This window comes from Bacillus sp. E214 (genome assembly GCF_008087365.1).
Classification (GTDB): Bacteria; Bacillota; Bacilli; order Bacillales; family Pradoshiaceae; genus Pradoshia.
On record NZ_VENN01000010.1, the window covers coordinates 22,756 to 43,630 of the forward strand.

The 20,875-nt window shown below is 38.3% G+C and carries 19 protein-coding genes; all 19 read right to left on the bottom strand.

Going from position 1 to position 20,875, the window contains the following annotated elements:
• Window positions 1-3: 3 nt before the first annotated feature.
• Window positions 4-1,620, bottom strand: coding sequence for a putative polysaccharide biosynthesis protein (locus FHY47_RS18290; protein ID WP_148631338.1), 1,617 nt, complete (start codon window positions 1,618-1,620; stop codon window positions 4-6).
• Between the two features lie 175 nt (window positions 1,621-1,795).
• Window positions 1,796-2,332 (bottom strand): stage V sporulation protein T, encoded by a 537-nt coding sequence (gene spoVT, locus FHY47_RS18295; protein WP_066103150.1) that lies wholly within the window; start codon window positions 2,330-2,332, stop codon window positions 1,796-1,798.
• Between the two features lie 200 nt (window positions 2,333-2,532).
• On the bottom strand, window positions 2,533-6,069 hold the full coding sequence (gene mfd / locus FHY47_RS18300) for a transcription-repair coupling factor (RefSeq protein ID WP_148631341.1): 3,537 nt from the start codon (window positions 6,067-6,069) through the stop codon (window positions 2,533-2,535).
• Window positions 6,070-6,185: 116 nt separating this feature from the next.
• On the bottom strand, window positions 6,186-6,416 hold the full coding sequence (gene fin, locus FHY47_RS18305; RefSeq protein ID WP_066103155.1) for an anti-sigma-F factor Fin: 231 nt from the start codon (window positions 6,414-6,416) through the stop codon (window positions 6,186-6,188).
• A 79-nt stretch (window positions 6,417-6,495) separates the two neighbouring features.
• Window positions 6,496-7,059, bottom strand: a complete 564-nt coding sequence (gene pth, locus FHY47_RS18310; protein WP_066103158.1) for an aminoacyl-tRNA hydrolase — start codon at window positions 7,057-7,059, stop codon at window positions 6,496-6,498.
• 215 nt (window positions 7,060-7,274) lie between these two features.
• Window positions 7,275-7,886, bottom strand: coding sequence for a 50S ribosomal protein L25/general stress protein Ctc (locus tag FHY47_RS18315; protein WP_148631343.1), 612 nt, complete (start codon window positions 7,884-7,886; stop codon window positions 7,275-7,277).
• Between the two features lie 143 nt (window positions 7,887-8,029).
• A complete protein-coding gene (locus FHY47_RS18320) occupies window positions 8,030-8,983 on the bottom strand; it encodes a ribose-phosphate diphosphokinase (RefSeq protein ID WP_066103164.1) in 954 nt (317 codons plus the stop codon).
• 15 nt (window positions 8,984-8,998) lie between these two features.
• Window positions 8,999-10,372 (bottom strand): bifunctional UDP-N-acetylglucosamine diphosphorylase/glucosamine-1-phosphate N-acetyltransferase GlmU, encoded by a 1,374-nt coding sequence (gene glmU, locus FHY47_RS18325; RefSeq protein ID WP_066103167.1) that lies wholly within the window; start codon window positions 10,370-10,372, stop codon window positions 8,999-9,001.
• A gap of 204 nt (window positions 10,373-10,576) precedes the next feature.
• Entirely contained in the window at window positions 10,577-10,870 is a 294-nt protein-coding gene (gene spoVG / locus FHY47_RS18330; protein ID WP_066103170.1) for a septation regulator SpoVG, read from the bottom strand.
• Between the two features lie 168 nt (window positions 10,871-11,038).
• On the bottom strand, window positions 11,039-11,860 hold the full coding sequence (gene purR / locus FHY47_RS18335; protein WP_066103173.1) for a pur operon repressor: 822 nt from the start codon (window positions 11,858-11,860) through the stop codon (window positions 11,039-11,041).
• 53 nt (window positions 11,861-11,913) lie between these two features.
• A complete protein-coding gene (gene ispE, locus FHY47_RS18340; protein WP_066103175.1) occupies window positions 11,914-12,783 on the bottom strand; it encodes a 4-(cytidine 5'-diphospho)-2-C-methyl-D-erythritol kinase in 870 nt (289 codons plus the stop codon).
• A gap of 188 nt (window positions 12,784-12,971) precedes the next feature.
• Window positions 12,972-13,127, bottom strand: a complete 156-nt coding sequence (locus tag FHY47_RS18345) for a small, acid-soluble spore protein, alpha/beta type (protein WP_066103234.1) — start codon at window positions 13,125-13,127, stop codon at window positions 12,972-12,974.
• Window positions 13,128-13,264: 137 nt separating this feature from the next.
• Window positions 13,265-13,522, bottom strand: coding sequence for a biofilm formation stimulator Veg (gene veg / locus FHY47_RS18350; RefSeq protein ID WP_066103179.1), 258 nt, complete (start codon window positions 13,520-13,522; stop codon window positions 13,265-13,267).
• A gap of 483 nt (window positions 13,523-14,005) precedes the next feature.
• Window positions 14,006-14,902: a sporulation peptidase YabG gene (gene yabG, locus FHY47_RS18355; RefSeq protein ID WP_066103182.1), complete on the bottom strand. Its 897-nt coding sequence runs from the start codon at window positions 14,900-14,902 to the stop codon at window positions 14,006-14,008.
• 131 nt (window positions 14,903-15,033) lie between these two features.
• Window positions 15,034-15,915, bottom strand: a complete 882-nt coding sequence (gene rsmA, locus FHY47_RS18360; protein WP_066103185.1) for a 16S rRNA (adenine(1518)-N(6)/adenine(1519)-N(6))-dimethyltransferase RsmA — start codon at window positions 15,913-15,915, stop codon at window positions 15,034-15,036.
• Entirely contained in the window at window positions 15,908-16,468 is a 561-nt protein-coding gene (gene rnmV, locus FHY47_RS18365) for a ribonuclease M5 (protein WP_066103188.1), read from the bottom strand. The genes rsmA and rnmV overlap by 8 nt, the downstream gene beginning before the upstream one ends.
• Window positions 16,469-16,631: 163 nt before the next feature.
• Window positions 16,632-17,849 (bottom strand): resuscitation-promoting factor, encoded by a 1,218-nt coding sequence (locus FHY47_RS19465; protein ID WP_316246012.1) that lies wholly within the window; start codon window positions 17,847-17,849, stop codon window positions 16,632-16,634.
• 173 nt (window positions 17,850-18,022) lie between these two features.
• On the bottom strand, window positions 18,023-18,790 hold the full coding sequence (locus tag FHY47_RS18375) for a TatD family hydrolase (protein ID WP_066103192.1): 768 nt from the start codon (window positions 18,788-18,790) through the stop codon (window positions 18,023-18,025).
• 93 nt (window positions 18,791-18,883) lie between these two features.
• Window positions 18,884-20,851, bottom strand: coding sequence for a methionine--tRNA ligase (gene metG / locus FHY47_RS18380; RefSeq protein ID WP_148631345.1), 1,968 nt, complete (start codon window positions 20,849-20,851; stop codon window positions 18,884-18,886).
• Window positions 20,852-20,875 lie beyond the last annotated feature (24 nt).

A 20,875-nucleotide genomic window follows, 5' to 3' on the forward strand; every position in this document is an offset into this window, starting at 1 on the left:
CTCCTAACGTTTGATTTTCCCTTTATTCATAATTCTTATCAAATGATGTCCTCCAAGTAGATGGGCCAATTCATCATTTTCAAATAGATTCATTTTAAGCAGCATATACAGATAAATCATTCCTCCGATTGCAACGGAACTTAATGCATGTATGGAGGCCAGTATTCTTGACTGACCAAGTTCCCCCACAAAAAAGGAAAGTAAAGCTGAATAGCCTTTTAATACAATATACATGACAATTCCGGCTATCACCAGGCTTGCTATATGATGAAATTCCATATTCCTTCCAGTTATATATTTCCCTACCAGATAAAGCAGCAGGATACAAGCAGCCATCAGCGCAAGAAGACTTGCGTAGGCAGCCCCTTTTATTCCGCTTCCGGCAATCAACCAAGGATTTAAAAGGACTTTAATCCCTACCGATAGCAGAATAACCATAACTGATGCTTTCCAAAACCCCATTGTTTGCAAAATAGTTGAGCATGTCACCAGGAGGGATGCGAACAATATTAAAATAGCGAGAACGCTTAAAGCTCCAACCCCTTCATCATCTTTAAAAAGCATAATATTTACTGACTGAATAATTCCAGCCAACCCAATAGCTGCTCCAACCCCAATAGCAGAACTGATTTTTATAGCCAAACGGCACATTTTCTTTACTTCTTCAATTGCTTTACTTTTTTGCAAGCTGGTTAATACCGGGACAATTGACAAAGAAAGTGAAGTGGCTACAACAAGCCCTACCTGTATCAACGGTTGCCCTCGGTCATAAACACCCTTCATCGCTTTCGCTTCCTCTGCAGGTATCCCTTGAGACAGGAGATTCGTATACAGTTGGAAGGAATCAATTAGTTGAAGAAGGAGCAAGTACATATTACTTAAACAAAAAGCTAACCCCTGAAATAAAAGGACTGCTCCCGTTTTGATCAATATTTCCTTTTCTGGCATCAGGGTTGGAAAATAATCACGGCGTTCTCTCCATAAATAAAGTCCCAAAACCCCCATAGCGGCAATACCGCCAATTAACGACCCTGCTATCGCACTTTTTCCAACAGTGTATAAAGAATATTCGAATTTCATAAGCAAATATGTACCAATCAAAATAAAGGTAACTCTAAATAGCTGCTCAAAGGTCTGGGAAAGTGCAGTTGGAAGCATATTTCCAGACGCCTGATAAGTACCCCTTACAATGGAAATGAAGGGCATTAGCAAAAAGGAAAAGGCCACCATACGAATTAACGGGGCAAGTTGAATATCATTCATAATCTTCGCTATCAAGTCCGCTCCCAAGTACAAGAATAAAAACAATATAATTCCGAAGAGAGCAACCCATATAAAAGAAGCTGCTATTATTTTATTCTTTTCTTTTTTATCATTACCAGACCTGTTAAATTCGATCAGTAGCTTAGAGATACCAACTGGAAATCCATAAGTAGCCAGAACAACAGCTATTCCGTAAAATGGATAAACCTGTTGATAAATATAAAAACCCGTGTCCCCAGCCATATTCTGAAAAGGAATTCGGTATACAGCACTCAATATTTTTACGATTAAAGCTGCTGCTGTCAGAATAACAGCGCCCTTTAAAACTTTGTGTGAAGAATCATTCTGACGGCTCATCCAAATAAAGCACCTCTCTATCTATTTCCAAAACATTATAACATAAGCAAAAATAATCATTATTTGGAGTATTGGTTGCCTCTTTTTCATAGTCATGTCCTGTTTTTAGGAGACAAAAAAAGGTTAATTGGAGACTCCTTGGAGTTTTCACAATTAACCGTTAAACAATAATATATTATTGTTCCATTTGCTTCGCAAGGAAGCTTGCAGCTGTTTCGATTGCTTTTAATTCAATTTCACCAACTGTAGCTTCTTTAGCAAAAATCACAACTGCGCCGATTGGATCGCCGTTTGCAACAATTGGAGCCACTGTGTAGGATGCTACTTCTTCATCAACGCCATCTACAAGTGAAAAAGAACCTTTTTGAGTATGTAGAACTGAGTTACGATCCTCCATAATTTTCTCTAAAGAGTCACTGATTGCTTTATTAAGGAATTCCTTTTTAGAGCTTCCTGCTACTGCGATAAATGTATCACGGTCACAGATTAGAACTGGGTTTCCTAAGCTATCATAAAGTGCCTCTGCATATTCTTTAGAGAAGTCTCCAAGTTCACTGATAGGAGAATATTTTTTTAAAATTACTTCGCCATCTCTGTCAACGAAGATTTCCAAAGGATCTCCCTCACGGATTCTCAATGTTCTTCTGATTTCTTTTGGAATAACAACGCGTCCTAGATCATCTATACGACGAACAATACCAGTTGCTTTCATTCTATGTTGCCTCTCTTTCATCGGGTTGATTTTTTGCGACACATCCTGCTGCCCAAATCGACTATGCCGCCGATGTTGTACATAGTATTTTTCTAATGGTAACTTCTATACATAAAGAAAATTTTTTCTTTATGTATCACCATAAAAAGGAGGGCATTGGTACACTTGATTGCTTTAAAAAGCACATAGTTCACATTTTACTATTCAGTCTTTTCTTTAACCTTTTTGTTACGTTCCAACTCAGAAACTAATTCAAAGGCAGCATTGAGCCAGTCCTGAACCGGTACTTTCTTTACGTAAAGAACCATTTTCAAGCGATTAGCCTCCATACCCAGTCCGACCATACGACCAAACTTTGAAGCAGATCTGAATAATACATGTCCATCAATTTCTTTACTTGTTTTTTCAGAGGTGATAATAGTAACTTCATCTTTTGTTTGTTTAATTAATTCTACACCTGCCCGAATGGCAAGAACTTTAATTTCTGCAATTTTAAACAGGTAGGTAACTTCTTGTGGAAATTCTCCAAATCGGTCAAGCATTTCCTCCTGAAGTTCATCCAATTCCTCAGAAGTTGATATGCTTCTGAAACGTTTGTACATTTCGATTTTTTGATTGCCGTCAGAAATATAAGAATCCGGAATATATGCATCTACTTTAAGATCAATTTCAATCAGATTATGGACTTCTTTATTGGTATCCCCTTTTCGTTCCTGAATTGCCTCTTTGAGCATTTGGGAATAAAGGTCAAATCCAACAGAATCGATAAAGCCATGCTGCTCCGCACCCAAAAGATTACCTGCACCTCGAATGGTCAGATCCCTCATTGCTATTTTAAAGCCTGAACCCAACTCTGTAAATTCCTTTATTGCCTGCAATCTTCTTTCTGCAACCTCTGTCAATACCTTATCCTGCCGATAAGTAAAATACGCATATGCTACACGATTGGATCTTCCAACCCTTCCCCGTAGTTGATATAACTGGGATAAGCCCATCCTGTCTGCATCATAAACGATGAGTGTATTTACATTAGGAATATCCACTCCAGTCTCAATTATGGTAGTACTTACCAACACATCAGCCTCACCCTCAAGGAAACTGTACATGACAGATTCAAGCTCACTTTCTGTCATTTTTCCATGCGCAGTCACGATTTTGGCATCCGGGATTAGCATCGACAGCTCTTCAGCTCTTCTTTCAATATCTTCTACACGGTTATACAGATAGTATACCTGTCCTCCTCTTGCCATCTCCCGCTCAATTGCCTCCCGTGCTAGCATCGGATTATATTCCATTACATAGGTTTGCACAGGGAAACGATTTTCCGGAGGTGTCTCAATTACTGAAAGATCCCTCACACCAAGCATGGACATATGCAAGGTTCTTGGTATTGGGGTAGCTGTCAGAGTCAGAACATCTACATTTGTTTTTAGTTGTTTAATTTTTTCTTTATGTGTTACACCAAATCGTTGCTCTTCATCTACAACAAGTAAACCAAGATCTCGATAAACGATGTCCTTAGATAAAATTCTATGTGTTCCAATAACCACATCAACTGTTCCGTTTTTTAGACCTTTAATTGTTTCATTCTGCTGTTTTCTTGTTCTGAATCTACTTAAAAGGCCGATGTTGATTGGGAAATCCTGAAACCTTTCACGCATGGTCTCATAGTGCTGCTGTGCAAGAATGGTAGTTGGCACTAAAAAGGCAACCTGTTTACCATCAGCAACAGCTTTAAATACTGCCCGAATGGCAACCTCAGTCTTCCCATATCCTACATCACCGCATAGTAAACGATCCATTGGACGTTCACGTTCCATATCCTTCTTGATTTCAACAATAGATCTCAGCTGATCTTCTGTTTCCTTATATGGAAAAGAGGCTTCGAAATCCTTCTGCATTTCTCCATCCGGCATAAAAGCATAGCCCTTCGCGGTCTCTCGTTCTGCATATAATTTGATTAGATCATCAGCTATATCCTGGACCGTTGATTGAACCTTACTTTTTACGCGTGTCCAATCATTACCGCCAAGCTTATACATCTTAGGTTCTTTACCTTCTGAACCAACATATTTCTGAATCAGGTCAATTTGATCTACTGGCACATAAAGCTTATCAGTTCCCTGATAGCGAATATGAAGATAATCTTTATGAATTCCATTAATCTCTAATGTTTCAATACCAATAAACTTCCCTATCCCGTGATTTACATGGACAACATAATCGCCAGGCTTCAATTCCGAATAATTTTTTATACGTTCGGCATTGGACATTTTTTGCCTTCTGGCTGATTTTCTTGTTCGCTTATTAAACAGTTCTTTCTCCGTAATGAGTGCTAGTCTCTGCATAGGAAGCTCGAATCCAGTCAGTAGCTGCCCCTCCATAATTTGCAGGGATTCTATCTTAATATCATCTTTATTTTGTACAAAGCTTGCATCGACTTCGTAATCCTCTAGGATACGCTCTATTCTCTTGACCCGCTCCTCATCGGCACCCATAAGAACAACTGTGTATTTTCCTTTTTTCCAGCGTTCTACCTCAGCTTTAAATAAATTCATCTGCCCATGGAAATCCTGCATTTGCTTGCAGCTGATATTTACGATGTTTTGAGGGCTTGTTTGAGGTACATGCCTTAAAAACAATGACATATAAATATGCGGATATTTATGTTGACTCATAAGTGAAGAGAGTGAATGAGATAGAGTAATATCATGAATAATTTTCCCCTCATCAAGTAGAGTTGTATAATATTCAGCCTCTTCTTTATCCAGCTGTTCACCCATCTCCTGAATTCTGCTGATTTCATCAAAAATGACGATACTCTCTGTCGGAATATAATCTAGCAAACTAGCCTGTTTATCATAGGCCAGTGACATATATTGAGTGATATGGTCAAACTTATTCCCGCTTCTAAGCATTTCAATTTCATGCTCGATTTGCTGAACCATCCGCTGTTGTGCATCTGCATTTTTAATCTTCTTTAAGGATTGGCTTAAGCCGGCTTCTAAATGCTCTGCTATTTTAGCCACATTGCCCTTATTCAAAATAATTTCATTGACCGGGCTGATAAATGCCTTTTCTACCTTTTGTAGCGATTTTTGATCTTCAGCTGAAAATATACGAATGGAATCAATCTCTGTATCAAACAATTCAATCCGGAAAGGGTTTTCTTCTGTCAGAGGATAGATATCCAATATTCCGCCTCTAAGAGAAAACTCACCTGGAGTCGATACCATATCCGTTCTCGAATATCCAAGCGAGATTAAATTCTCCAATACGCTCTCGATATTCAGATCATCGCCCACATTCCATTCAATCAAGGATTCCTTCCAAACAGAACGAGGTGGAAGCACCTTTTTAATACCGGAAATCGGAGCAATAATAACTCCGCCTTTTTCCTCTGTTGCAAGATAATTAAGTGTTTCTATTCTCTGTGTACGCAGTTCAGGACTGGCAATACTTAATTCAGCAGCAATCAATTCATTTGCTGGAAATAGAAATACTTTATTTTTATTTAAAATCGACGTTAGGTCTTCATATACTTTTTGGGCATGTAAAAGATTCGGTACCACCACTAGAAGGGGCCGATTTGTTTGTTCATATAGCGCTGCCATAAAGAGAGAACGCGAAGAACCTGTTAAACCGGCTAATAATTGTTCCTTCAGACCTTCCTGTAGCCCATCTGTAATGGATCGAATATCTTTGTTATCTGTAAGTAGTTGCTGCAATTTATTCATATAATCCGTCCTCCCTTCAGCCTTCTACATAATTTATATATTTATAGTTGGTCTGCTATGTGAAAATAATAAACAGAAAAACGCTTTGGAATTTTCATCCAAAGCAGTCCACTGTCTTATTGTATTAAGTGTTCAAGCAAATGATAGTCTGGATTTTGATCCAGCGTATTCTGGCAGCTTTCACAAATTGATCGAATGCGAATAGTTCCATTCTCACCATATTCAATAATCTCTTTTCTTTCCTCGGTTGAAAGAAAATCATAAACCGATTGATATAATTCATCCTGCTGTTCGCTAATCTCACCTAAAGTGTGCCCACAGTGCCTGCAGCAATAATGTAGCGTCATATCATACCCTCCGCTTTATTATATACCGCTAGTATGCACCATTATCTTATTGTTTATTCAGTCTAGTGGATGGATATGATTATTGCCCATTAAATGAGTTCATTACCTTTAAAAATGGCTCATTAAGCCATTGATCGCAGACTTTTAAGGATTTATCAATTGCCTCCTTCATGATTTCCCATTCATCATCCTTGAAATTGGTTAAAACGTAATCGGGTACGGGAATTCTTCCTTCCGGCCTGCCAATTCCAACTCTTATACGGTTAAAACTATCTCCGCCCAAATGCTGGATGGTTGATTTCATCCCATTATGACCGCCGGCGCTTCCCTTTTGTCTGAGTCGAACTTTACCCCTTGGTAAATCAAGATCATCATAGATGACTGCAATATCATCCAGACCTATTTTATAAAAACGGGCTAACGGAGCAATGGCTTCCCCCGAAAGATTCATATATGTCAATGGCTTTAATAAAACGACCTTTTCTCCATTAACGGTTCCTGTTCCATATAAGCCATTATATTTACTTTGATTCATTTTAATATTCCAGCGTTCAGCCAAATAATCAATGATTAAAAACCCGATATTATGACGTGTTCGCTCATACTGTGATCCTGGGTTTCCAAGACCTACAATCAACTTCATACCTTTACACATCCTTGTGAATATCAAACTAATTAGTTTCCTCTTAACATTTTATACTGTTTCATCCTCAAAGGAAAATAAGGATAACAAAAATTTGTGATTTTTTTAGCATGTCCTCTTCTCTTTTTTGTCATGATAAAAAAGGCTGCTGAGAAACGACAGTTCTCAACAACCTTCTTAATTCACGACCTATATTGCTCTATCTTAGTTTAATCTTAGTCTTCTTTATTATCTGTTGTCTCGGCACTTTCCTTTTCTTCAGCATCATCATCCGTATCAACTGTAGGAGGAAGGATAGATGCAACGACTTCATCTTCATCCTGTGAAATGGTATAAGAACCTTCAACATTTAAATCAGCGATGATAATGGAATCGCCAATTTTTAATTCAGAAACATCATATTCGATTGAGCTTGGAATATCATCAGGCTTAGATGATACAGTTACTGTGTGCAGAGATTGTTGCAGCATACCGCCGGATTTTACACCCTCTGCCTGTCCAACAAGATCAATCCTAACTTCTACATCCATTTCCTGCGACATATTTACGATTAAAAAGTCAGCGTGCATAATATGCCCTTTTATAGGATCTTGTTGATACTCTGTAAGCATTACCTTTTCCTTACTACCATTTATCTCAAGTGATAGTACGCCATTGCGTCCACTTTCTTTAATCGCCTTTAAAAAACTACCTTCATCTACAAATATTGTCTTCGCTTCTTTTTGATTCCCATATACTACTGCAGGGAAATTACCTTTTGCTCTTAATTCTCTTAAAGATGAGTGTCTCAAATCTGTTCTTTCACTTACTGTTAAATTTGTAACCATTTTGCTTCACCATCCTAATCTATTTTAAATATCACCCTTTCATTATTCCCTAATCTCCCGAACTCGAAACAATTCACTTATCACTATGGGTAAGTTACATTGAATGATAACTAAAAGAAGTCTGCCTTATGGCAGACTTCTGATCAATCGAATAATGTACTTACTGATTGTTCCTCATGAACACGGATAATTGCCTCTCCAATTAAAGAAGCCACTGATAGATTTACGATCTTATCAATTCTTTTTTCTTCTGGTAGTGCAATGGTGTTTGTAACAGCCAGTTCTTTAATTTTGGAGCTTTGAATTCTTTCAATTGCCGGACCTGATAGTACTGGATGTGTACAGCAGGCATATACTTCTTTTGCTCCATTTGCAATCAACGCATTGGCAGCGAGTGTAATCGTACCGGCAGTATCAATAATATCATCAATTAAGATAGCTGTTTTTCCTTCAATGTTGCCAACAATATTCATTACTTCTGCAACATTTGGTCTTGGACGGCGTTTATCAATAATAGCAATAGGTGCTTTTAAGCGATCAGCCATTTTACGGGCTCTTGTTACTCCGCCATGATCCGGAGATACAATAACGATATCCTCCAAATTCTTCTGTTGGAAATAATCCGCAAGAATTGGCACACCCATTAAGTGATCAATCAGAATATCAAAGAATCCTTGAATTTGAGGAGCATGAAGATCAAGTGTAATGACACGTGATGCCCCTGCTGTTTCCAATAAATTAGCTACAAGCTTGGCTGTAATAGGTTCACGTGCTCTTGCTTTTCTATCTTGACGCGCGTAACCATAATAAGGCATAACAATATTAATGGTCTTAGCAGACGCTCTTTTCAGCGCATCAATCATAATTAGCAGCTCCATTAGATGTTCATTTACAGGCTGGCTTGTTGATTGAATGACATAAACATCACATCCGCGAATACTTTCTTCAATATTGATTTGTACTTCACCATCGCTAAATTGCGACACTGTGCATTTTCCTAATTCAACGCCAATCTCTTTAGCAATTTCTTCTGCTAATCCGGGATTCGAATTAAGAGAAAAAACCTTTAAATTAGGATCTAAATATCGATTTGACATTATGGGCCTCCAAGACTATTTTTTAAGATTTAACTTGCCTACATAATTTTCTTTGTTTACCTGACGTGCACGGGCAACTGATAATGCCTCACCTGGAACATCTTTCGTAATCGTTGAACCAGCGGCAACATATGCTCCCTTGCCTACAGTTACAGGAGCAACCAGGTTCGAGTTACAACCGATAAAAGCTCCGTCTTCAATCGTAGTCAGGAATTTATTTTTACCATCATAATTTACCGTGATGCTTCCGCATCCAACATTTACACCTTCTCCAACAATTGCATCTCCTAAGTAACTTAAATGAGATGCCTTGCTTCCTTTACCAAAGGTGGTTTTTTTGATTTCAACAAAGTTTCCAATTTTAACATCGTCCATAATATTGGATTGAGGACGAATGTGGGCGAAAGGTCCTATTTGAACCTCAGATCCAATTTGGCTATCATGTGCAACCGATTGGCGAATAACCGTATTATCTCCGATATTACAATTTTCGATTTCCGTATTCGGCCCTATTTTACAGCCGCTTCCTATTACTGTATGACCAGTAATAGTCGTACCTGGATATATATATGAGTCCGTTCCTATTTGTACATCCTTATGGATATATGTGTTTTCTGGATCTACAATAGTGACTCCATTACGCATATGCTGTTCATTAATACGACGCTTCATATATGTTTCTGCCTGAGACAGTGCTACTCGATCATTAATACCTAGCGTTTCTGCAAAATCAGGTGTCTCATATGCAGAAATAATTTCTCCCTGTTTCTTTAGTATCTCAATAACATCCGGTAAATAGTATTCACCCTGTGCATTATGATTAGAAACATTCTTTAAGCAATCAAATAAGAGCTTATTATCAAAACAGTAAGTGCCAGTGTTAATCTCTTCAATAAGCAATTCTTCTTCAGTTGCATCTTTATGTTCTACAATTTTCTCAACCAAGCCCTCTTTGTTTCGCACGATACGACCATAACCAGCAGGATTGGTTGTTCGTGCCGTGAGGATTGTAGCTTTTGCTTTTTGCTCAGCATGCAGATTTAATAATGCATCTAACGTTTCTGCTGTAATAAGAGGTGTATCTCCGCAAATCACAAGAGTTGTGCCTTCTTCACTACCAAGTAGGTCCTGTGCTTGCATAACCGCATGGGCAGTTCCTAATTGTTCTGCTTGCAGTGCATATTCAGTCTTGTCCTTTAAGACTGACTTAACCTCTTCAGCGCCATGACCAATAATCGTTACAATTTTCTCCGCCTTAATGGATGATACGTTATCTATAACATGTTCTACCATCGGCTTGCCGCATACGGGATGTAATACTTTATATAAGCTGGATTTCATTCTCGTCCCTTTTCCCGCAGCTAGTATTACAGCATTTCGGTTCGTCATGATTGCCCTCCGTTTACCTTTTTATCCATTACGAATATACCTTAACTCCATGTTCTTTTCAAGAAGTGGAGTCAAAACCATGAATTAATTTATAAATTTGTGAAGAGAAATGCACTGGAGAGTATTAGAGGAATTTGTGAAGAAAAATAAAAAAGAGCCTCTCAGATGGTCGGCTCTAGATGTTGATTTTAAATTTTCTATCTATTAAGATGCTCCTGCTCCTTCTAACTCTACCTCTTCCATTTCACCAATACGGTGATACTCGGCAAGAACAGCTTCCTGGATTTTACCGCGCGTTCCAGAATTGATTGGATGAGCGATATCACGGAACTCTCCATCTGGTGTGCGTTTGCTTGGCATTGCCACAAACAGGCCATTATTCCCATCTATAACTCGAATATCATGAACAACAAATTCATTATCCAAAGTAATGGATGCAATCGCCCTCATTCTACCATCTGTATTGACGCGGCGTAATCTTACGTCAGTCACTTCCATCTATGTCACCACCTTTTATAATGCGAATTACTAAACTATTTCCACAAAAATTATGATATTCCTTCTTTTTTTTGAAAAATATAGAAATAATTGTGAAACTTTTTAATAACTGAATATAATCGCAGTATAAAAGGCACTGAACATCCAATCGGTTATGCCGATTACTTCCTACTTAGATCGGAAGAAATTCCCTTTATTTACCTTAATTGTTTTGTCCTTCATATTCACATCCGTCAATTTAATCAAAGATAGGTACTCATCGACAAGACGCTCCTCAGAATTTTCAGCTTCAACTAACACAGCAATCCCTGCTACATTTGCATCAAATTCCTCAATTAAGTTAATCATACCGTTTACGGTTCCGCCGGCTTTCATGAAGTCATCCACAATCAAAACCTTCGAATCCCTTTTAAGACTTTTCTTCGACAAGACCATTGTTTGAATTCTTTTATTTGAGCCTGACACATAATTAATGCTTAATGTCGGGCCTTCTGTTACTAATGAATCTCTTCTGACAATAACCACCGGAACATTTAAATAGTGAGCTACTGAATATGCTAAAGGAATACCTTTTGTTGCTACTGTCATAACAACGTCAATATTTTGGTTTGCATAATGTGAGGCAATTAGTTTTCCTACGTTACCAATTATTTTTGGCTGACCCAAAATATCCGTCATATAAAGGTAGCCGCCTGGTAACAGCCTTTCCGGTGTCTCCATCAAAGCACATAAATCCTTGATGATTTGGTCAGATTCCTCCATACTCACGCCAATAATATACTTTACTCCGCCTGCCGCTCCAGGGACAGTAACCAACGTTCCATTCCCCATTGCTTCCAAGGTCTGTTTAATAATCACGAGATCCTCACTGATAGAAGATTTCGCAGATTGATATCTTTCTGAGAAAAAGGATAGTGGAATAAGGGTGGAGGGATGATCCATCAAATAGGTTGTCATATCTACAAGACGTTCACTTCTGCGCAATTTCATTTTTACCCCCAGAACACGAATATTTTATTATGATTTTATATTAATGTCCGTGCTTATTCAATATCCAGCCTGTTTCCAAGCAGGCGAACTGCATAAACATGTTCACAAAAACCCATTAACCCATTATAAATCCTTTGCATACGTGAATCATGTTCAACCAAGCCAAATACTGTAGGTCCGCTTCCACTCATTAACACAGCGTCAGCTCCGAACCTGCTCATTTGTTCCTTAATCATTTTCACTTCAGGATACATTTTTAACGTTACACTCTCTAAAACGTTTCCCATACTTTGACACATAGCCTCATAATTTTGATTATATATAGACTCTACCATTGAATTTATATTAGGGTGTGCCAATTCATTTATCTTCAAATTACGATAGACATCTGCTGTAGATACCCCTATTGTCGGCTTCGCCAAAACTACCCAGCAGTTTGGAGGTGCTGGCAAATGCTCAATTCTTTCTCCCCTGCCTCTTGCGATTGCTGTACCACCATGCACACAAAATGATACATCTGATCCTATCTCAGCTCCAAGCTCTGCAAGCTGGTCCATAGAAAGGCCAAGGTTCCAAATGCGGTTTAACCCTCTTAATGTTGCTGCAGCATCACTGCTGCCACCTGCAAGACCTGCTGCCACAGGGATATGTTTATCAATGGTTATTTCAATACCTGTATTAATCTCGTATTTCTTTTTCAATAATGCTGCTGCCTGATAAGCTAAATTCCGACTATCATCCGGCACATAGCGGTTATGCGAGTTAATTTTTATGGTATTGTTATTTAGTTCCATCAGTTCGATCCGATCTGCTAAATCGACATTCGTCATAACCATTTCAACTTCATGGAAGCCATCTTCCCTTTTATATAAAACATCCAGTGCCAAGTTAATCTTAGCAGGTGCTTTCTCCATCCATTTCATTCTGTTCACCTACTTATCCTTTTGTTACCTTCTCACATTGTACATTTTCGTAACACCAATCGCCACTATTCGTATAAATTTTTCTCTTTAATTTGTGGCGAACAAGAAAACCCCAGGATATAAATCCCTGGGGTTTAATTGCCGTACCGAACAAGTATTAGTTTTCGGAAAGTCGAATGTCACAGCATTTATGATCGATTGGCTAATTGCTGCTCTGCTATTTCAATTGCCCTTTTCACCATATTCCCTGCATCAACGGCTCTAATTCCGCCCCATCCTTCTTTCTGCACTACATCCCAGAAACCAAGTTCCTTAGCAAGCTCTTCTTTAAACTTTTCAGACATCATACTTCTTCTGCCCAAGTTTAACAGCTCCTTTTTATCGGTACGACCTTTATATCATTTATCTAAAACTAAATTTCATAACAGCCAATATATTCATGTAGGCAAATAAAAAAGCAGAGAACTATTGTTCACTGCCGTTACGCCATTTTTCCTGATGTCTCTTCAGTAAATGTTAATTCTACCGTTTCTGTTAATACATCTGCATAGCTGTATGAAACTCTTTCAAAAGAGTTCTCATCCTGATCTAATTCGACAACGAATACTGAGGGATAAGTTTCAGCTAATACACCTGAACGTTCGATAGTTTTTCTTCTACCGCCATTCGCTTTGAGTAGCAACTTCTGTCCCAAATGGGAATCCAAAATCTGTTTAATATCATTCAAACTTTTTGGCATGCTTCGTCCACCTCACTAAAAGTAGTATATCACATAGACTAATGACGGTCAAATAAAATAATAAATTATATCAGTGATCAAATTTGTTTGTCAATGTTTTTCACAAGAAAAATACCGTTTTTTTCTCTCTTTTATTCTACCCTATTCGACAGATAGATATGTATGTAAATTCCAATTACATTATGTTTAAGATTATAGAGAGGATAAATGATTTATTTTGTTGAATAAAACTATCTTGGAGAGCCACTTCTACAAAACATTCTACCCTTCACTAAACACGAGTCAGCGGAATCAATTTAGCAGGGATCAATACTGACTTTATCCCTTTATCTGGTGAATATAAAAAAAGCACCGATCATTAACCATCGGTACTTTTGGCATTAGCAATCATTCTGTTAAGAATCTGCTTATAAATAGTACTAATTCAAGAGTTGAGAGATAGGTAAGAACCTTTTAAAAAACCATATGATATGGGTTAGACAATCAGTCATCTGTTTCAAGCTTTTCCTTCGCCTCGTTTGTATGATAAGGCATTCCGATTCTAAGAACACCCTTCGATTCAACTCCTCCAAGCCCTTTCTCACCCGTTAAAGTATTACGAAGAACCTCCCATACATTCACATGATCCATAAAAGGCGTAAGACTTATCTTTCCAACAATATAAACCGGATCTAATGCATGGATATTCACACGGGAAGGAGAACTGGCAAAATTAGCACCAGCAACGATTAATGATTCAAAATGAGATTGGCAAGCACCTGCAAAGATAACTAAATGGTCCAAATGGTGAATTTTTTTCCTAGCCTCCTTGACGGCCATTACGAAGTCCTTTGAATGCCTATATGCATTTATATCATTAATGGCTCCTTTAGACTTCGAATAGGAATCATGGCCTGTGATGACAAGGATATCAGGCCTGTATTGATCCAATAATTCTCCAACCTTATAAGGCATTTCACGCTCCTTACAATGTTCTCCGTGTACAGGAATTCCAATGCGCTTATAAAGGGTCAGGCATTTCTCCAAATAACTAGGATCTCCATCAAGATGCAGCACCTTTCCAGGGATTTGAAAATAATCAACAGGCTGTCGGTACCCATCTGTGACTTCATATTCTTTTTTATGACGCAATCGCTCAAATTCCTGTGATATAAGATGATTTGATTGATTCACCAAAGTATCTGTATACATATTTCTTGTAGCTCTCTCATCTTCGCCTATTACTTTTAGATCCGAGAGGGGTGCATCTGCTTCCAAACGTATATCTTCACCAAATATGATCGCAATTTTTCCGCCATCATGCTCCAAAATATCTATAACACGAAAATAGATATCGCAATCATACGATTTCCGACCAACTATATCATTAACCTTTATCATGAAAGCCTCACTCCATATTATGTCACTGCAACTAATCAATGGATTCAACATAGGCTATGCAGATCAAGGGTCAGATGTGAAGACAGAAAAAAGCCAGATCAACTTGAACTGGCTTTTTTTGCTTAATATATTTATTTAAAATGAGGTTTAAGAGCATTACTCAAATCGGCAAACTCTTGCAGAGATAATGTCTCTCCTCTTCTAATCGGATCTATACCCGCAGCTTCCAGCCCTTGGAGAATCAGTTCCTTTCTTGCTTTTCCATCAGGAAGCTGGGAAACTAAGTTATTTAAAATCGTTTTTCTTCTTTGAGCAAAACTTGCCCTCGTAATTTCAAAAAAGAAACCTTCGTCTTCAACCTCTACAGCCGGTTTATCTCTGACCTTTAGATGGATAACAGCAGAATCTACATTAGGCTGCGGCACAAATACCGTTTTCGGTACAATCATGGCTACTGCAGCTGTTGTGTAATACTGGACTGCAATCGACAATGACCCATATTCTTTCGTTCCTGGAGCTGCTGCCATACGATCAGCAACTTCTTTTTGAAGCATAACCGTTATGCTTTCAAGGGGCAGACGTTCTTCAAGTAGTTTCATGATAATCGGCGTAGTAACGTAATATGGCAAGTTCGCTACAATATGAAGATCATCTACCTGACCAGTAAACTCCTCCTTAATCACTTTTGCTACGTCTGCTTTCAGTATATCCTCGTGAATAACTTGGATATTATCATAAGCTGAAAGAGTATCTTTTAAGATCGGCAAAAGGCGTTGATCTATTTCAAAGGCTACAACTTTCTTACAGTTCTTTGCTAATTGTTCTGTCAACGCGCCAATACCCGGCCCAATTTCTATTGCTCCGCTCTCTGAGTGAACACCCGAATGGTGAACAATATTTCGTAGTATGTTTGTATCAATTAAGAAGTTCTGGCCAAGACTCTTCTTAAAGGAGAATCCATATTTATCCAGTATTTCTCTTGTTTTAATTGGGGTTGCAATATCTTTATTCATTTATTTCCACTCCATTTATATGTTCGATTGCCTTCATGAACTCTTCCTTTGAGATTCCAAACATCTTCAATCTTGTATATAGCTGTTTGCCATTTGCATAGCCGATATTCAGATATCGACCTAACTTTTCCCGTCTCTCAGCGGAACCTGGACCGCCAACTAAACCAAATAAGACCAAATCATCCTTACTGATTACTTCTTTTAATTCCGAATCCATTAGTTTCGCATTTTTTAATGCATCTCTGATGGCTTCATCAGACGCATGTTCAACACCCAGCCCACGCCCTGACTTATGGATAGCCAAGTGCTTTGGCAGAAACGCATGCTGGCATCCGGGTACTTCCTGTGAAATGATTTGTCTTATTCTCTCTCCCGGAAAGTCAGGATCAGTAAAAACAATCACTCCCCTGACCTTTTGCGCCAAGCGAATTTTATTTAATGTTTCCTGATTAATAGCTGAACCATTCGTTTCTATTGTATCAGCATTTAAAGCGCGTTTGATGGCCGTGGTGTCGTCTTTTCCTTCAACGACAATAATTTCTTTGATTTTCATTTTCCCTCCAAAAAATTTTATCTAAAATTTGTAATTTACAATTGATATATTTGTGTTATTTTTGTAATATTAATGTAATATTAATTTATTTACGGTTAACCCTGCCTATTATAACGTAAAAAAACAGCGGATACGAAATCCACTGTATAAATTACCGTAATATTTAACGAATAACTTTTATTTTGACCTTTTTTACACCCCAGTTATGGGCTTCGGCAGATGTAGGAACATAGACGTCAATTTTATTCCCATTTATGGCGCCACCTGTATCTCCTGCAACTGCATAACCATAGCCTTCTACATATACTCTTGAGCCAAGCGGTATTAGGTTAGGGTCAACAGCGATAACCTTTTTGTTCGGATTTGCACGCAGGTCAATGCCAACTGCAGTTTTACCCGAACAGCCATCACAGTCAACGGTATAGGCAGTAGCCGTAACATAATATTCATCACTATCACTAGCCTTTTGCACGTTCTTTTTTACATTAGACATTGGCTTTGCTATAGGTAGTTTTTGTTTTGTCCCAACGGAGATTACCTGATCAGTTTTTTCCTTAATAACATTTTCTGAAATCAGCTTTTTGGACACAACTTTCCCATTTTCTTTAATAAGCTCATATTTCTTACTTATGAGACCGTTAACGCCTTCAGTGGTTACTTTCTGTTTTCCTGAGGTTAATGCGGGATCATTTCGCTTGATAGTCTCATATGCAATCGGTTCTTCCACTACTTCCGTATCTTTTTCAACTCGTGTAATAGACAAGGATGCTTTCTTACTAAGCTGCTCGTTTATCCCAGGTTCAACACGGTCCAAATCACCAATATGTATATTGGCAGTATCTAAAAAGTCCTTCACAGGGGTCGAGACTGTCCATAGTATTTTTTCATTCTCACCATCAATTACGGTAACAGGAAAAGCCTTCTCAATATGTATGATCATACCGGCTTCTATCTTGTCATTCATATCATGGGACAGGAAATCCTCGTTCCTTAGCTGTATATTTTCCTCTTTTAAAACATCTTCAACTGTCTTCGCAGTCGTAGCAAAGCTCTGCTCTTTGTCATCTATTATGACCTTTATATCAACAGCAGGCTCCCACACAATGTGTAAATCATCTTTTATTTTAGTCGTTTCAGGTATACTGAGATAGTCCTTCGAATCTACTAATATGTCATGTTCTTCAAGTAATTCACTTATGGTATCAGCATGGGTTTTTACCTTTTGCTTTTCTCCATCCAGGCTCAGTGCCACTGTCTTCTTTGTTCCTTCAAAAAATAAAACTCCGGAAGCTAATAGAAATACAGCGATACTAGTCATCATTAATATTACCTTTGGCGTTTGCCGCGGCCTGGAAAATAGGTTTTTCATGTATTTATTCACGAAAAAATTACCCCCTTTTCACTGAATGCATTATATAAATATATAAATAGGCTTGTCAAATAATACCGCTCTCATGCTTATTAGAGTAAGGATTGTCTCGAAGCAGTTAATGACATCCAGTCTACCTATCCATATACGTATATTTTCATCCAATAAAATGGGGGAATCTGTCTTTAAATCAATTTAAAAAGTGTTTTGGCATTACTCATTGTTGCTTCAGCAACTTCCTCATAAGAAACTTCTTTCAACCTTGCTATTTCCTCAGCAACAAGTTTGACATAGCCTGGTTCATTTCGTTTCCCTCTAAACGGGTGAGGGGCTAAATAAGGACAATCGGTTTCAATCAATAATCTTTCCAACGGCACGGCCTTTGCAACCTCTTTGGGTTTAACTGCATTTTTGAATGTAACCGGTCCGCCTAAAGAAATATAAAAATTCATGTCTAAGCATACCTGTGCCGTTTCCACACTGCCGCTAAAGCAATGCATAATTCCGCCAACTTCTTCTGCATGCTCTTCCTTAAGGATCTCTACTACGTCCTCTGTAGCATCCCTGTTATGAATGATGATAGGAAGCTTAAGTTTTTTAGCAAGACGAATCTGACGGCGGAATACATCCTTTTGGATATCCTTCGGTGATTTGTCCCAATGATAGTCTAAGCCTATTTCTCCAATTGCCACCACTTTTGGATGCTTGGTCAGCTCCTCAATCCATTCAAGATATTCATCAGTTAGATCGATTGCATCTACCGGATGCCAACCAATCGCTGCATACATAAAGTCATAAGTTTCTATTAACTCCATTGCTCGTTTAATGGTCTTCTCATCAAAACCAACAACGATAACCCGCTCTACTCCATTCGCTTTGGCTCGACTGATAACTTCTTCCAAATCATTATCAAATTGCTCATCATTTAAATGCACATGTGTATCAAATAACAATGTTAGCACTCCTTTACCATTTGCCTAGAATACCTCTCTATACCCAAAACAATAGGGATGTTTCACATGTAACATCCCTACGTTCAAAATCAATTATTTAACCTGTGCCCCATTTGGTAGGGATTCCGCAATTGAGGCCAACGCTAATTGACCATCAAGACTACCAGCTAAAATCATCCCTTGAGATAGTACACCGCGAAGTTTAACCGGTTTTAAATTCGTTACGCAAATAACCTTCTTACCAGTCAATTCTTCTGGTTTGTAATGCTCCGCAATGCCAGAAACAACCTGACGCTGCTCATATCCAAGATCTAATTGAAGTTTTAACAGTTTGTCTGCTTTTGGCACAGGCTCAGCCTTTATTACTTGAGCTACTCTGAGCTCCACCTTTTTGAAATCATCAATCGTAATCTCTTCTACCTCTGTAGGTTGTTCGATTTCCTTTTTCGCTTCTTGGACCGGTGCAGCTGGTGCCGTACTTTGCATCGCTTCCTTAATATAAGTAACTTCTTCCTCCATATCCAGGCGAGGGAAGATAGGCTGTCCTTTTTTAACAGTTGAATTTTCAGAGATCAATCCGAACTCTTTCAAGCTATCCCAGCTTTGTAATAAAGGATCCTGACAATCCAATTGTTCAAATATTTTTTCAGGAGTTACAGTTAGGAACGGCTTCAGCATGATAGCAACTCTTCTTAAGGATTCTGCTAAATGAACCATTACAGATGCCAACTCGTCAACTTTAGCTTCATCTTTCGCTAAGGACCATGGTTGAGTTTCATCAATGTATTTATTTGTGCGGCTTACCAATTGCCATATAGTAGACAACGCAACAGAGAATTGCATATCATCCATTGCCTCTTCATATTTTACTACCGTTTCCTTATTAGCCTGCAGCAGCTGCTGATCAAATTCACGCTCTGACCCTTTATAAGCTGGTATTTTTCCTTCAAAGTACTTATTAATCATTGCAACAGTTCTGTTCAATAAGTTTCCAAGGTCATTGGCTAAATCAAAGTTAATTCTTTCAACGAAGCCTTCTGGAGTAAATACGCCATCCGCTCCGAATGGAACCTCACGCAATAAGTAATAACGAAGGGCATCCAAACCATATCGATCTATGAGCGTTACAGGATCTACAACATTCCCTTTAGATTTAGACATTTTGCCGTCTTTCATTAATAGCCAGCCATGTGCAAATACTTTTTTAGGAAGAGGTAGATCAAGTGCCATTAACATGATTGGCCAGTAAATAGTATGGAAACGAACGATTTCCTTACCAACCAAATGGACATCTGCCGGCCAATAATTCATGTACTTGGAGTCATCATCAGTACCGTAACCTAAAGCCGTAATATAATTAGATAATGCATCAATCCAAACATAGATAACATGCTTAGGATCACCCGGCACCTTTATGCCCCAGTCAAAAGTTGTTCTGGAAACAGCTAAATCCTCTAAACCAGGCTTTAAGAAGTTGTTAATCATCTCATTTTTGCGTGACTCCGGTTGAATGAACTCAGGGTTCTCTTCGTAAAACTTTAATAATCGGTCAGCATATTTACTCATTTTAAAGAAGTAGGATTCTTCTTTTACCTTTTCAACTGGACGTCCACAATCAGGACAATTGCCCTCTTCTACCTGACGATCTGTGAAAAATGATTCACATGGAGTGCAATACCAGCCTTCATATTGATCAAGATAAATATCGCCCTGATCAAGCAAGCGTTTAAAAATCTTCTCAACAACCTTCTTATGTCTTTCTTCAGTGGTTCTAATGAAATCATCATAAGAAATATCAAGCTTGTTCCATAGTATTTTGATGTCTCTGATCATACCATCAACATATTCCTGCGGGCTGATTCCTTTTTCTTCTGCCTTTTGCTGAATCTTTTGCCCATGTTCATCTGTACCAGTTAGGTACATAACATCATATCCACGCATTCTCTTATAACGAGCCATTGCATCTCCTGCAACTGTCGTATATGCATGTCCAATATGAAGATTTCCACTTGGATAGTAAATTGGGGTAGTAATATAAAAAGTATTTAATTTTTCCTTCATCTTTTCCACTCCTTAAAGGCCTTG